At 71.7% G+C, this 14,044-nt stretch carries 14 protein-coding genes; all 14 read left to right on the top strand.

All coding sequences use genetic code 11. The annotated features are described in order from the left end of the window. The first annotated feature begins 71 nt into the window (after positions 1 to 71). The 14 genes from JJJ15_RS03165 to JJJ15_RS03100 all read left to right on the top strand — a co-directional run bounded on the left by JJJ15_RS03165 (position 72) and on the right by JJJ15_RS03100 (position 13,435). Entirely contained in the window at positions 72 to 1,235 is a 1,164-nt protein-coding gene (locus tag JJJ15_RS03165; RefSeq protein WP_200511421.1) for an MraY family glycosyltransferase, read from the top strand. After that, on the top strand, positions 1,232 to 1,834 hold the full coding sequence (locus JJJ15_RS03160) for a pseudouridine synthase (RefSeq protein ID WP_246742131.1): 603 nt from the start codon (positions 1,232 to 1,234) through the stop codon (positions 1,832 to 1,834). Before JJJ15_RS03165 ends, JJJ15_RS03160 begins: the two co-directional genes overlap by 4 nt. Before the next feature lie 275 nt (positions 1,835 to 2,109). Then, positions 2,110 to 3,003: a F0F1 ATP synthase subunit A gene (gene atpB, locus JJJ15_RS03155; protein ID WP_200511420.1), complete on the top strand. Its 894-nt coding sequence runs from the start codon at positions 2,110 to 2,112 to the stop codon at positions 3,001 to 3,003. 93 nt (positions 3,004 to 3,096) lie between these two features. Then, positions 3,097 to 3,306 (top strand): ATP synthase F0 subunit C, encoded by a 210-nt coding sequence (atpE, locus tag JJJ15_RS03150; RefSeq protein WP_200511419.1) that lies wholly within the window; start codon positions 3,097 to 3,099, stop codon positions 3,304 to 3,306. Beyond that, positions 3,306 to 3,890, top strand: a complete 585-nt coding sequence (locus JJJ15_RS03145; protein WP_200511418.1) for a F0F1 ATP synthase subunit B — start codon at positions 3,306 to 3,308, stop codon at positions 3,888 to 3,890. The genes atpE and JJJ15_RS03145 overlap by 1 nt, the downstream gene beginning before the upstream one ends. Beyond that, on the top strand, positions 3,887 to 4,711 hold the full coding sequence (locus JJJ15_RS03140; protein WP_200511417.1) for a F0F1 ATP synthase subunit delta: 825 nt from the start codon (positions 3,887 to 3,889) through the stop codon (positions 4,709 to 4,711). Before JJJ15_RS03145 ends, JJJ15_RS03140 begins: the two co-directional genes overlap by 4 nt. A gap of 61 nt (positions 4,712 to 4,772) precedes the next feature. Next, positions 4,773 to 6,404, top strand: coding sequence for a F0F1 ATP synthase subunit alpha (atpA, locus tag JJJ15_RS03135; protein ID WP_200511416.1), 1,632 nt, complete (start codon positions 4,773 to 4,775; stop codon positions 6,402 to 6,404). 1 nt (position 6,405) lies between these two features. Beyond that, a complete protein-coding gene (locus JJJ15_RS03130) occupies positions 6,406 to 7,335 on the top strand; it encodes a F0F1 ATP synthase subunit gamma (protein WP_106109436.1) in 930 nt (309 codons plus the stop codon). Between the two features lie 84 nt (positions 7,336 to 7,419). After that, positions 7,420 to 8,865, top strand: coding sequence for a F0F1 ATP synthase subunit beta (gene atpD / locus JJJ15_RS03125; protein ID WP_200511415.1), 1,446 nt, complete (start codon positions 7,420 to 7,422; stop codon positions 8,863 to 8,865). Then, positions 8,862 to 9,191, top strand: a complete 330-nt coding sequence (locus tag JJJ15_RS03120; protein ID WP_348641488.1) for a F0F1 ATP synthase subunit epsilon — start codon at positions 8,862 to 8,864, stop codon at positions 9,189 to 9,191. The genes atpD and JJJ15_RS03120 overlap by 4 nt, the downstream gene beginning before the upstream one ends. A 13-nt stretch (positions 9,192 to 9,204) precedes the next feature. Next, positions 9,205 to 9,597, top strand: coding sequence for a DUF2550 family protein (locus JJJ15_RS03115; protein WP_106109434.1), 393 nt, complete (start codon positions 9,205 to 9,207; stop codon positions 9,595 to 9,597). 239 nt (positions 9,598 to 9,836) lie between these two features. Beyond that, entirely contained in the window at positions 9,837 to 10,532 is a 696-nt protein-coding gene (gene nucS / locus JJJ15_RS03110) for an endonuclease NucS (RefSeq protein ID WP_106109433.1), read from the top strand. A 288-nt stretch (positions 10,533 to 10,820) separates the two neighbouring features. Continuing rightward, complete coding sequence (locus JJJ15_RS03105) at positions 10,821 to 11,999, top strand: crosslink repair DNA glycosylase YcaQ family protein (protein WP_200511910.1); 1,179 nt, start codon at positions 10,821 to 10,823, stop codon at positions 11,997 to 11,999. Positions 12,000 to 12,181: 182 nt separating this feature from the next. Beyond that, positions 12,182 to 13,435 carry an amidohydrolase family protein gene (locus tag JJJ15_RS03100; RefSeq protein WP_200511414.1) on the top strand — a complete coding sequence of 418 codons (1,254 nt, stop codon included), beginning with the start codon at positions 12,182 to 12,184 and terminating at the stop codon, positions 13,433 to 13,435. The last annotated feature ends 609 nt before the right edge of the window (positions 13,436 to 14,044 follow it).

Here is a 14,044-nt window from a genome sequence, read left to right as displayed (position 1 = left end):
CCCGGGGCCGGGGGGGACGCTGGCGGGACCCTTCGCGGGTCGGCCCGGCCGCGTCGGGCGGGGGAGACGGCGTGAAGGTCTACGTCCTGGTCGCCCTCATTGCCGCCGCCGTCACCTACCTGTCGGTCCCCGTGGTACGCCACATTGCGCTGGTGGCCAACGCGCTGTCCCCGGTGCGCTCGCGGGACGTGCACGTCACCCCCGTCCCGCGCCTGGGCGGGCTGGCCATGTACGCGGGCTTCACCGTCGCCATTACCGTCGCCAGCCACATCCCCTACCTGGCCGGGGTCATGAACTCCAGCGCCTGGGCGGTGGTCCTGGGGGCGGGGCTGGTGTGCCTCCTGGGCGTCATCGACGACCTGTGGGAGCTGGACTGGATGACCAAGCTGGCCGGGCAGGTGCTGGCCGCCGGGGTCATGGCCTGGAAGGGCGTCCAGCTCATTACCTTCCCTATCGGCGGGCTGACCATCGGCTCGGCCAACCTGAGCCTGGGGACCACGATCGTGGTGGTCCTGGTGGCCATTAACGCCGTGAACTTCATTGACGGCCTGGACGGCCTGGCGGCGGGCGTCATCGGGATCGGCGCCACTGCCTTCTTCCTGTACGTCTACGTGCTCACACGCTTTACCTCCCCGGGATCCTTCAGCTCCCAGGCCGCCACCCTGGTGTGCGCCCTCATAGGGATCTGCGTGGGCTTCCTGCCTCACAACTTCAACCCCGCCACCATCTTCATGGGCGACTCCGGCTCCATGCAGCTGGGCCTGATCTCGGCGGCCGTGACCATTATCGTCACCGGCCAGGTGGATCCCGCCAGCCTGCCGACCACCAGCGCGGTGGGCGTGTTCCTGCCCATTATCATCCCGGTGGCGGTGCTCCTGCTGCCTCTGACGGACATGGTCATGGCGGTGGTGCGCCGTACCCGGGCCGGGCTCAGCCCCTTCCACCCCGACCGTATGCACATGCACCACCGGCTCCTGGCCCGGGGCCACTCCCACCGCCGTGCCGTCCTGGTCATGTACATGTGGACGGCGATCACCGCCTTCTCAGTGGCCTCCCTGTCCTTCTTCCCGGCCCCGGCGGTCGGGGCGGCGACGGTGGGGGCGGTGCTGGTGGCCGTCCCCCTGACCAGCAACCTCGTACCCGGCCTGTTCCTGCCGCTGCCGCGCAACATGCCCGGCCGGCACGCCCCGCCCCGCACGGGGCGCCGCACCCACCCGGCCAAGGAGAGACAATGACAAAGCCCACCACCCGGTCCCAGGACGCCCGGGCCACCCAGACCGCCCGGACCGCTACCGGGACCGGCGCCGGAACCGAGGACGGGACCGCTGCCGAGCCCAGTGCCAGGACTGGTGCCCGGACCGCTACCGGGACCGGCACCGGGCTCGGTGCGGGGCCCGGTGCCGGGACGGGTGCCGCCCGCCCGGCCCTGACCGGGGCCGTGGCCCGCCTGCGGCGCCTGCTGCTGGGGGCCTCCTGCGTCCTGGTCGCCGCGCAGGTGGCCTGGACCCTGCTGGGAGAGCCGCGCCGCCCGCTGCCCACCCTCCTGGTGTCCGCCGCGGCCACCACGGCGCTGCTGTCCTCCATCTGGCTGGTCCTGGGGCGGATGGTGCGCTCCGGTACCGGGCTCGTGCCGGCCTGGGTGGCGGCCGGCTACGTCCTGCGCCTGGGGATCCTGGCGGCGGCCGTGGTGGTCGGGAAGGTCGCAGGCCTGGGCACCCGGATGATCGGTACCTCACTCATTGTCGCGGTCCTTACGGGGCTGCTCGCCGAGACCGTCGTGCTGGCACGCACGCGGATCCTCGTGGTGGAGCCTGACGCGGGCCCCCGCCCCTGAGCGACGCCCTGGCAGGCGAGGCAGGGCTGGCCCCCACGCCAGGCCCGCTCGGCCCCTGAGCGCCCCCGGGCGGGGCCAGGCGAGCCCACCGAGTGCCCGGGGCCAGCCGGGGTCCGCCTTGCCCGCGGGCCAGGCCCCGGACCTGCCCAATTTATCCTTCCCGGTGCCAATTATCCGTTTCAGTGAATGCGCGGACGCCAAGGCTGGTACCATGGGGACCGACACACGACCTGGACCCAGGCTCTGACTCGTAGACTCAGGAGGACGTCCTGCCCATGCAGACAGTCACCGACGATACCGTGACACCTCGGGTGGTACCCAAGGCGTATGCCAAGCCACGCTGGTACTGGGTCCTCGTGGTCCTCCTGTGCGCGGTCATCGTCGTCACGGCCGTACCGGCCTTCAGCACCCAGCCGCACAGCCCCAGCGTGGAGGACTTCTTCCCCCACGCCATCGTGGGCGAGGGGACCTTCTACGAGCTCAACCGCCTGATCCTGGCGCGGATCGTCATGGGCCTGGCCCTGTGCCTGGTGGTGGTCCTGGGGGTGCGTCGCCTGACCATGGTCCCCGGCCGGGGGCAGGCGGTGCTGGAGCTCGCGGCCGACTTCGTGCGCGGCGGTATCGCCGTCCAGCTCCTGGGCCCCAGGAACGGCAAGCGCTTCGCCCCCGTCCTGGCCACCCTGTTCTGGGCGGTGCTCGCCATGAACATCGCGGGCATTATCCCGGGCATTGACATTGCCGCCTCCTCGGTGGTGGCCGTGCCCATGACCTTCGCGGCCCTGACCTACGTGGTCTTCATCGGCGCGGGCATCCGTGAGCGGGGGCTGGGCCGCTTCCTGGCCTCCCAGCTCTTCCCCCCGGGCCTGCCCAAGGGCATGTACCTGCTCATCACCCCCATCGAGTTCCTCTCCAACCTGGTGGTGCGGCCGGTCACCCTCACCCTGCGTCTGCTGTGCAACATGGTCTCGGGCCACCTGCTGCTGGGCATCACCTACTTCGGCACCACCAGCCTGCTGCTCCACCTCCAGGCCACCTCGCCCCTGGGCGCCCTGACCGGTGCGGCCATGGTCATCATGACCCTCTTTGAGGCCTTTGTGGCCGTCTTGCAGGCGTATATTTTCACCATCCTGTCCGGCGTCTACATCAAGCTCTCCATCGAGGCCCACTGACGCCGGCGGCTGGCGGCCCACCGACCTCACCAGCCGTCCCTACTGTCCAACCCAACACCCACCCGCGGGTGGGGCAACACAAGGAGGAACCACATGACCGTGGCTGCTTACGCGTACATTGGCTACGGCCTGGCCACCCTGGGGCCCGCCCTGGGCATCGGCGTCCTCGTGGGCAAGACCCAGGAGGCCACCGCCCGCCAGCCCGAGGTCGGAGGCCGCCTGTTCACCAACATGATCATTGGCGCCGGCATGGTCGAGGCCCTGGGCCTGATCGGCTTCGTGCTGCCGCTCATTGTCAAGTGATGCTCCCGGTCATTGCCGCCGCCGCGGAGGAGGGCGGGGGGACGGCGTTCATCCTGCCTCCCGCCTACGAGATCTTCTGGGCCGCCGTCGTCCTGCTGCTCATTGTCCTGGTGGTGGGCAGGTACGGCCTGCCGCGCATCTACCGGCTCCTCGACGAGCGCGCCGAGCGCATTGAGAAGGGCCTGGAGCTGGCGGCAAAGGCCGAGGAGGGGCAGGCCGACGCCGAGAAGCGCGCCGAGCGCCTGGTCCAGGAGGCCCGCCTGGAGGCGGCCCACATCCGACAGGACGCCCAGAACCAGGCCAAGGAGATTATCGCCCAGGCGCGCCAGGCCGCCCAGGTCGACGCCGCCGCCATCCAGGAGGGCGCCAGCCGCCAGATCCTGGCTGAGAAGCAGGCCGCCCAGATCTCCCTGCGCACCGACGTCGGTCTGCTCGCCACCGCCCTGGCCGAGCGGATCGTGGGCGAGCAGCTGCGTGACACGGACCTGAGCGCCCGGGTCATTGACCGCTTCCTCGACGAGCTCGAGGCGGCCCCGACCTCCCACGGCATTGACAACGGGGCCGCGGTGGAGGAGCTGCGGTGAACACCGGGACCGCCGCCACCCGTGCGACCGTGCGCCAGGCCTGGGCCCCGGTACTGCGCTCCGCCGGGGCGCAGGGCCAGGAGCTGGGCCAGCAGATCCTCGACGTCGCCCACCAGGTGGCCGTCGCCCCGCTGCGCGGCCCCCTGACCGACCCCGGACGCAAGCCCGACGACAAGGCCGACCTGGCCCGACGGCTCTTCACCGGCAAGGTCGACGACCGGGTGGTGGACCTGCTCCAGGCCATGGTGCGCGGGCGCTGGTCCCGCCCGGTGGACCTCATCTCCGCCCTGCACGACCTGGGGATCGAGGCCATCCTCATTGGCGCCCACGCCGACGGCACGGTGGGCGACATCGAGCAGGAGGTCTTCGCCGTCGCCGACCTGCTGGCGGCCGACCCCGCCCTGCGCCAGGCCCTCCAGCCCTCCAAGCGCACCAGCACCGAGGCGCGCGTACGCCTGGCCGAGCGGGTCTTCGCCACCCACGTCTCCGCGCCCGCCATGAGCCTGGTGCGCTGGTGCGTGCGCCACCAGCCGGAGATCGCGGTCGGCGGGGTGCCCTACAACCTGCGCCGGGTGGCCGAGCGCGCGGCCGCCATCGAGCACCGCACCATCGCCGACGTGGTCACCGCCCAGCCCATGACCACGGCCCAGGAGAGGCGCCTGCGCCTTATCCTGACCCGCAGGCTGGGCACCGCCGTGGATCTCAACACGGTGGTGGACCCCGCGGTCATCGGGGGGGCGCGCATTACCGTCAAGAGCCACGTCATCGACCACACCGTACGCGCCACCATCGCCGACGTGCGCGCCCGCCTGGCGGGATGAGCCCGCCCGGTCGCGCCGCCGGTACCCAGACCACACACCAGTACACTCAAGGAGACGACAGATGGCAGAGCTGACCATCAGGCCCGAGGAGATCCGCTCGGCCCTGAACGAGTTCGCCGCGTCCTACAGGCCCGCGCAGGTTGCTGCCGAGGAGGTCGGGCACGTTGTCTTCGCCGCCGACGGCATCGCCCACGTCGAGGGCCTTCCCGGCGTCATGGCCAACGAGCTGCTCACCTTCGAGGACGGCACCGCCGGGCTGGCCATGAACCTCGACGAGCGCCAGATCGGCGTCGTGGTCCTGGGCAACTTCGGCGGCATCGACGAGGGCCAGGTGGTGCGCCGCACCGGTGAGGTCCTGTCCGTGCCCGTGGGCGACGCCTACCTGGGGCGCGTGGTGGACCCCCTGGGCAGGCCCATTGACGGCCTGGGGGAGATTCAGGCCGAGGGGCGTCGCGCCCTGGAGCTCCAGGCGCCCGGGGTCATGTCCCGCAAGTCCGTCCACGAGCCCCTCCAGACCGGGCTCAAGGCCATTGACTCCATGATCCCCATCGGCCGCGGGCAGCGCCAGCTCATTATCGGCGACCGCCAGACCGGCAAGACGGCCGTCGCCCTGGACACCATCCTCAACCAGAAGGCGGCCTGGGACAGCGGGGACCCGGACAAGCAGGTGCGCTGCATCTACGTGGCCACCGGGCAGAAGGGCTCCACCATCGCCGCCGTGCGCGGCGCCCTGGAGGAGCGCGGCGCCCTGGAGTACACCACCATCGTGGCCTCCCCGGCCTCCGACCCGGCCGGCTTCAAGTACCTCTCGCCCTACACCGGCTCCGCCATCGGGCAGCACTGGATGTACGCCGGCAAGCACGTCCTGATCGTCTTCGACGACCTGTCCAAGCAGGCCGAGGCCTACCGGGCTGTCTCCCTGCTGCTGCGCCGCCCGCCGGGCCGTGAGGCCTACCCCGGCGACGTCTTCTACCTGCACTCCCGCCTGCTGGAGCGCTGCGCCAAGCTCTCCGACGACCTGGGGGCCGGGTCCATGACCGGCCTGCCGGTCATCGAGACCAAGGCCAACGACGTCTCGGCCTACATCCCCACCAACGTCATCTCCATCACCGACGGGCAGATCTTCCTCCAGTCCGACCTGTTCAACTCCGACCAGCGTCCGGCCGTGGACGTGGGCATCTCGGTGTCCCGCGTGGGCGGTGCCGCCCAGGTCAAGGCCATGAAGCAGGTGGCCGGCACGCTCAAGCTCACCCTGGCCCAGTACCGCTCCATGCAGGCCTTCGCCATATTCGCCTCCGACCTGGACGCCGCCACCCGCGCCCAGCTCACCCGCGGCGAGCGCCTCATGGAGCTGCTCAAGCAGCCCCAGTACACGCCCTACCCGGTCGAGGAACAGGTCGCCAGCGTGTGGACCGGCACCAACGGCTACCTCGACGACCTGGAGGTCTCCGAGGTGCTGACCTTCGAGGCCTCCCTGCTGGACCACCTGCGCCGCAACTCCACGGTGCTGGAGACCATCCGGAGCACCGGCGTGCTGGACAAGGACACCGAGGACGCGCTGCGCCAGGCCGTGGAGTCCTTCCGCACCAGCTACCTGTCCGGAGGCCAGATGCTCGGCGCCCAGGCCGCCGCCCCCGAGGAGCCCGCGGGGGCCGAGCACACGGTCGAGCAGATCGTCGTGAGCAGGAGCTGACGTGGCCGGCAACCAGCGCGTCTACAAGCAGCGTATCCGCTCCACCCAGACCCTCCAGAAGGTCTTCCGGGCCATGGAGCTCATTGCCTCCTCCCGGATCGGGGCGGCACGCCGCAACGCGCAGGAGGCGGGGCCCTACGACGACGCCCTGAGCCAGGCGGTGGCCGCCCTGGGCACCTACTCCCACCTCGACGACCACCCCATCACCCGCAGGCGCACCGACACCCAGCGGGTGGCGGTCCTGGTGGTCACCTCCGACCGCGGCATGGCCGGGGCCTACTCGGCCACCATCCTGAGGGAGTCCGAGAAGCTCCTGGAGCAGCTGAGCGCGTCGGGCAGGGAGCCGATGGTCTTCACCTTCGGGCGCCGCGCCCAGAGCTACTTCTCCTTCCTCGGGCGGGCGGTGGAGTACTCCTGGGTGGGGGAGTCCGACCGCCCCAGCGACCACTCCATCGACGAGCTGGCCAGGGTGCTCCTGGAGTACTTCCTGGCCCCCGTCTCCGCCGGCGGGGTGGCCGAGCTGCACATCGTCTTCACCCGCTACGTCTCCATGGTCACCCAGGTGCCCGAGGTGCGTCGTATGCTGCCGCTGAAGATCGTGGACGTCACCGGCCCCGGCGAGCTCGACCGCTCCGAGGACGCCGACGCCCAGACCTTCGACTCCTCCCCGCTGTACGAGTTCGAGCCCAGTCAGGACGCCGTCCTGGACGCCCTGCTGACCCGCTACGTGTGCTCACGCATCCGCAACGCCCTCCTCCAGGCCGCCGCCAGTGAGCTCGCCAGCCGCCAGCAGGCCATGCACACGGCCACCGACAACGCCGAGGAGCTCATCACCACCTACACGCGCCTGGCCAACGCCGCCCGCCAGAGCGACATCACCCAGGAGATCACCGAGATCGTCTCGGGGGCGGACTCCCTGGGCCCGGAGTAGCCGAGCGGGGCGCGCCGCTCAGCCGGGCGCCCGGCGTCGGGCCCCTCAGACCTACCTGCCACAACGGACACGGAAGAACGCACCATGGCTGACACCACCTCACCGACCCCGGGAACGGGGCACATCACCCGGATCATCGGCGCCGTCGTCGACGCCGAGTTCCCCCCCGAGGCGATCCCCGCGATGTACAACGCCCTCAAGGTGACCGTCCAGGCCACCGGTGAGGGCACCCACGCGCACGAGATCACCCTGGAGGTGGCCCAGCACCTGGGCGACAACATTGTGCGCACCATCTCCCTGAACCCCACCGACGGGCTGGTCCGCGGCACCCAGGTGCGTGACACCGGCGCCCCCATCTCCGTGCCGGTGGGCGACGTCACCAAGGGGCACGTCTTCAACGTCACCGGCGACGTGCTCAACCTGGCGCCCGGCGAGGTCCTGGAGGTCAGTGAGCGCTGGCCCATCCACCGCCAGCCCCCGGCCTTCGACCAGCTGGAGTCCAAGGAGCAGATGCTGGAGACCGGCATTAAGGTCATCGACCTGCTCACCCCCTACGTCCAGGGCGGCAAGATCGGCCTGTTCGGTGGCGCCGGCGTGGGCAAGACGGTCCTCATCCAGGAGATGATCCAGCGTGTGGCCCTCAACCACGGCGGCGTGTCGGTGTTCGCCGGCGTGGGCGAGCGCACCCGTGAGGGCAACGACCTCATTGTGGAGATGGGGGAGGCGGGGGTCTTCGACAAGACCGCCATGGTGTTCGGCCAGATGGACGAGCCGCCGGGCACGCGCCTGCGGGTGGCCCTGAGCGCCCTGACCATGGCCGAGTACTTCCGTGACGTCCAGCACCAGGACGTGCTGCTGTTCATTGACAATATCTTCCGCTTCACCCAGGCCGGCTCGGAGGTCTCCACCCTGCTGGGGCGCATGCCCTCCGCGGTGGGCTACCAGCCCAACCTGGCCGACGAGATGGGTCTGCTCCAGGAGCGCATCACCAGCGCCGGCGGGCACTCCATCACCTCCCTGCAGGCCATCTACGTGCCCGCCGACGACTACACCGACCCGGCCCCGGCCACCACCTTCGCCCACCTGGACGCCACCACCGAGCTGAGCCGTGAGATCGCCTCCAAGGGCATCTACCCGGCCGTGGACCCGCTGGCCTCCACCTCCCGCCTGCTGGCGCCCCAGTACGTGGGCCAGGAGCACTACGACGTGGCCACCCGGGTGAAGTCCATCCTCCAGAAGAACAAGGAGCTCCAGGACATTATCGCCATCCTGGGCGTGGACGAGCTGGGCGAGGAGGACAAGGTCACGGTGGCCCGGGCCCGACGCCTGGAGCAGTTCCTGTCCCAGAACCTCTACATGGGAGAGAAGTTCACCGGGGTGGCCGGCTCCACGGTGCCCCTGTCGGAGACCGTCGAGGCCTTTAAGCGCATTGCCGACGGCGACTACGACCACCTGCCCGAGCAGGCCTTCTTCAATATCGGTGGCGTCGAGGACCTGGAACGCCGCGCCGCCGAGCTGGAGAAGGGGTGAGCGCCGTGGCCCTGAGCGTCCAGATCGTCTCCCGGTCCAAGGGCGTGGCCTGGAGCGGGGAGGTCTCGCAGGTCTCCGTGCCCCTGGTCGACGGCGAGCTCGGGGTGCTGCCCGGGCGCGCCCCCATTGTGGCTATCCTGGGCACCGGGCGGGTCCGCCTGACCCCGCTGGAGGGTGAGGCGGTCGCCGTCCCTGTCCGGGGAGGCTTCTGCTCGGTGGACCACGACACGGTCACGGTGGCGGCGGACGAGGCCGGTGACGAGGCGATGGCCCCCGAGCCGTCCCCGGCATCGGGAACGGAACCGGCCTCAGGCGAGGCCTACTGAGAGGAGAGCGGTCATGAGCAGTCAGGCGTGGTTGGGTACGGTCCTCGCCCTCGCCCTGCTGGTGCTGCTCGCCCTGCTCTTCGTCGTCCGCCTGCGCTCGGTGGCCGGGCGGCTGGGCTCCTTTGAGTGCGCCTGGAGACCGTCCCACACCACCCGCTGGAGCAGCGGGGTCGCCATGTTCACCAATGACGCCCTGCGCTGGTACCGGCTCATGTCGCTGGCGCCGTCCCCGGCGCGCATATGGGCGCGCGGCTACCTGGAGATGGGCCCGGCCAGGCGCCGGGGGGCCGGTTCCAAGGTCGTGGAGGTGCCCTGTACCTCGGGGGACGTCGTCTTCGAGCTGGCCATGCACGAGGACTCCCACTCCGCCCTGGTGGCCTGGCTGGAGTCCACGGCGCCCAGGTAGGTGGGGCTAGCCGCCAGGGACCGCGCCCTCCTCAGCCCGTCGAGCCCACGGCGCCCAGGTTAGGTGGGGCCAGTGAGCCCGGTCCCATCGTCAGGGCGCGTACTCCCCGGTCCCAGGCAGGCGTCGGCTCTGTCCTGCGCATGGGTTCGAGGGCGGGTCAGGGCCAGCTACCCTGCCTCTGCCCTGCTCCGGTCTGCCCTGGGTGCGTGGGGCCGGGTCCCTCCCGCTAGAGTGGCCTGGTGCGTGTCGTCATTGCCTCCTGCTCCGTGGACTACTCCGGGCGCCTGGACGCCCACCTGCCCCGGGCCACCCGCCTCATTATGATCAAGGCGGACGGCTCCGTCCTGGTCCACTCCGACGGCGGCTCCTACAAGCCCCTGAACTGGATGAGCCCGCCCGCGCACATGACCGAGACGCAGCCCGACGCCGACGACGTCAGGGCGGGGGTGAGGGCGTGCTGGGAGGTGAGCGCCGCCAGGACCGACGACCGCCTGGTCATCCGCCTCTACGAGATCCTCTCCGACGTCAGCTACGACCTGGGCGTGGACCCGGGGCTGACCAAGGACGGGGTGGAGGCCCACCTCCAGGAGCTCCTGGCCGAGCAGATCGAGCTCCTGGGGCCCGGGTACCGCCTGGTGCGTCGGGAGTTCCCCACCGCCATCGGGCCGGTGGACATTATGGCCAAGGACCCCTCGGGCGGGAGCGTGGCGGTGGAGATCAAGCGCGTGGGCGGGATCGACGGCGTCGAGCAGCTGACCCGCTACCTGGAGCTGCTGGGCCGCGACCCCCTGCTGGCGCCCGTCCAGGGGGTCTTCGCGGCCCAGACCCTGAGACCGCAGGCGCGCGTCCTGGCCCAGGACCGCGGCATCCGCTGCGTGGTGCTGGACTACGACGCCATGCGGGGCATGGACGACCCCAGCTCCCGCCTCTTCTGACGGTTTGCTGTTCGCCGGGTTGCCGGGGACGGTTACGTTGGTTGCCGGGGACGTACGTTAGTCGGCGGCAACGTACCTTAGTCGCCGAGGACGTACGTTAGTCACCGAGGACGTACCCTTAAGGCACGTCCCCGCCAACGAAGGTACGTCGTCGCCGATGAGGGTACGTCGTCGTCGGTACGCCAGCCCCGCCGTCCGCGGCCTGCCGGGAAGGCCCAGCTAGAATCCTGCCCCGCACCAGAGGACACTCCGTGAGAGGACGCACCCGTGCCGGTCTCCCTGCGCGACATGAGCCTGGCCCGCATACTGGCCCAGGGGCTGGTGGCCGCCACCACCGCCCCCACCCCCGTCGAGGCGGTGCGCCGCCAGCTCGCCGTCCAGGGCCAGCAGGTCTCCGCCGTGCCCCACGCCCTGGTGGCGCGCTGCGCGGGCGCGGGCGGCAGCGACGTCGAGGCGGCCTTTGATGCCGGTGAGCTGGTGCGGTCCTGGCCCATGCGCGGCACCGTCCACGTCACCACCGCCGCTGACCACCACTGGCTGCGTGCCACCCTCATGCACCGCAGCGACGCCTGGACCAGGCGCACCGAGGCCGAGCTCGGCATGGACGAGGCCCTGTGCGCCCAGGCCGCGCAGGTCGCCCTGGAGCTCCTGGCCGAGCACGGGCCGCTGCCACGCGCGGTGCTGCTCCAGGCCTGGGACCAGGCCGGGCTCATGGGGTCCGCCGAGGGGCGGGACGTCATCTCCTACCGACGCCGCCACCTGCTGGTACGTCTTCAGCGTGAGGGCGTCCTGGTCCAGGGCCCCAGGCGCGGTAACGAGCACCTGGTGGTGGACGCCCGCTCCCTGCCCGACGCCGACCGCGGTCCCGCGGGTGCGGACGTGCGCCACGGGGGCGCCGGGCACCGTGCCGCCTGTGCCGAGATCGCCCGCCGCTACGCCCTCGGCCACGGGCCGGTCAGCGTCGCCGACCTGGCCCGGTGGACCGGCCTACCCCGCTCGCAGGCCGCCCAGGCCCTGGAGGACGCCGTCGAGCTCACGAGCTCAGCCGCCTACGACACGGCCAGCGGACAGGTGCCGGTGGCGCGAGTGGACACGGCCCTGCGGCCCCTGCCCGCGGTGACCGGCAGGAGGCCCGCACCCGGTACCTGCTACGCGCGCGCCGACCTGCCTGACCTCCTGGTCGCGCACCGCCGCAGTGCCCAGGCCACCCTGTTCCTGCCCTCCTTCGACGAGCTCCACGTGGGCTACCAGGACCGTACCTGCCTGACCGACGCCGCCGGTGAGCGCCTGATCTGCCCCGCGTCCAACGGCATGTTCCGGCCCCTGCTGGTGGACCGGGGCAGGCTCGTGGCCGTGGCCCCGGTGGCCCAGGGGCTGACCTGGCTGGGCGGGTCCCCGCCGTCGGCCCGGGTGGAACGTGACGTAGCCCGGGCCCTGGAGCGTGTGCGCAGGCGCCTGGCCGCCTGAGGTGGGCAGGCGGCTGCGGCTGCCATGGCATGGTCGCCCCTGACTCCGCCCGCTGGTCGGGCGCTCGCGGCGGCTACGGGTGGGGTGGGCCCGTGCCGCGGCTCCGCAGTCCCGACCCGCGGGACCGCCAGCAGGGACGTAGGACGTCTGACAATGCCAGGGCGTCGCGCTAGCATGACCCCATGAGCAGCGTTGCCACGACCGCCTTGCGCGGACGAGTCGTCACCCCCCACGAGATCCTTGACGACGGACTGGTCGTCGTCACCGACCGTCATATCGCCTGGGTCGGCCGGGCCCAGGACGCCCGGGGCGCCGGGTTCGGCCGGGCCCTGGAGGCCGCCTCCCCCGCCCCCGAGGGCGGCTACCTCCTGCCGGGCCTGGTGGACGTCCACTGCCACGGCGGCGGCGGGGAGTCCTTCCCCAACGCCGAGACCGCCGAGCAGGCCATGACCGCCGTCCTGGAGCACCGCCGCCACGGCACCACCAGCCTGGTGGCCTCCTGCGTCACCGCCAGCGGCGAGGTGCTGCGCGAGCGCACGCGGGTGCTGGCGGACCTGTGCGAGGCCGGGGAGCTGGCGGGCATCCACTTCGAGGGCCCCTTTGTCTCGGTGGAGCGCTGCGGCGCCCAGGACCCCACCTACATTGTCGACCCCGACGCGGCCCTGACCCGCGAGCTCATTGAGCTGGGGCGCGGGTACGTGGCCACCATGACCATCGCCCCGGAGAAGCCGGGCGTCACCGGCCACGACGGCGTCGTGGCCGCGCTGATCGACGGCGGGGCCCTGCCCTCCTTCGGGCACACCGACTCCGACGCCGCCCCCGTGCGCGCCGCCCTGGCCGACGCCGCCGCGCGTATTGCCGCCCGCCAGGAGACGGGTCTGCCGGTGCGCTCGTCCCGCTCCACGGCCACCCACCTGTTCAACGGCATGCGCCCCATGCACCACCGCACCCCCGGCCCGGTGCCGGAGTTCCTGGCGGCGGCCCGGCGCGGGGAGTGCGTGGTGGAGATGATCGGCGACGGCGTCCACCTGGACCCCGCCATCGTCCTGGACATGTTCGAGACCCTGGGGCGGGACGACGTCGTCCTCATTACCGACGCCATGGCCGCGGCCGGCATGCCCGACGGCGACTACGTCCTGGGCTCCCAGCCGGTCACCGTCACGCACGGGGTGGCGCGGCTGACCCAGGGCGGCTCGATCGCCGGGGGCACCGCCCACCTCCTGGACGTGGTCCGTACCACCTGGAGGAACGGGGTGGGCCTGGTCGACGCCGTCTACGCGGCCAGCGTCCAGGGCGCGAGGATCCTGGGCGACCCCAGCATTGGCGCCCTCCTGCCGGGCCTGTGGGGCGACGTGGTGGTCACCGACGCCGACCTGGCCCCGGTGCGGGTCCTGCGACGCGGGCAGGACGTGGACCTGACCAGCCCGGCGGCCTGAGGGCCGTGGTCTGTCGGGTCCCGGCTCCGTCCGCCGGGGCGCCCGTGCCCGGGAGGACGTAACCTGCCTGGCTCCAGACCAAACCCCGCGCGTGGGGGCCTGCCCGTCGTCACGGTCCGCGAGCGCCCGCACCGCCGAGACCAAACCCTGCGCGTGGGGGCCTGCCCCTGGCCTGGCGGTAGTTGAAGGCGGTGAGGTCCGACCAGACCCTGCGCGTGGGGTTTGCCCACCTCCGGGTACGGGTGGGTGAACTTCAGGCCAGCTCGCGCGTGGGGCCTGCCCAGGACCTGCTCCTGTCCAATAGCCCGCGTGGCCCGAGAGACGGCGATAGACCCGTTGCGCCCGGACCTGGCCGTACGCACGTCCTGCTGGCATGGCGGTAGGTGCGCGGCCCGGCGTGTCCGCCAGCGGGTGCTGGCCCGGGGTCGGGTGACCCAGGATGCCGCCCGGTCCCTTACCCGGTGGGGCCGGGAGCGCTGGGGGCACCAGGGACACCGGGTCCGCCAGCTGGCTCCCCTACCCGGTGGGGCCGGGGGCCTGCGAGGTACCTCGGATCCGGACCTGCACATTCATTTTACGATCAGCGATCATAAAATGGCGGGATCATGC

The organism is Actinomyces sp. HMT897, from assembly GCF_016626125.1.
Classification (GTDB): Bacteria; Actinomycetota; Actinomycetes; order Actinomycetales; family Actinomycetaceae; genus Actinomyces.
Note: the sequence above shows the minus strand (reverse complement) of the source record. Positions and strands in the feature narration are given on the sequence as shown.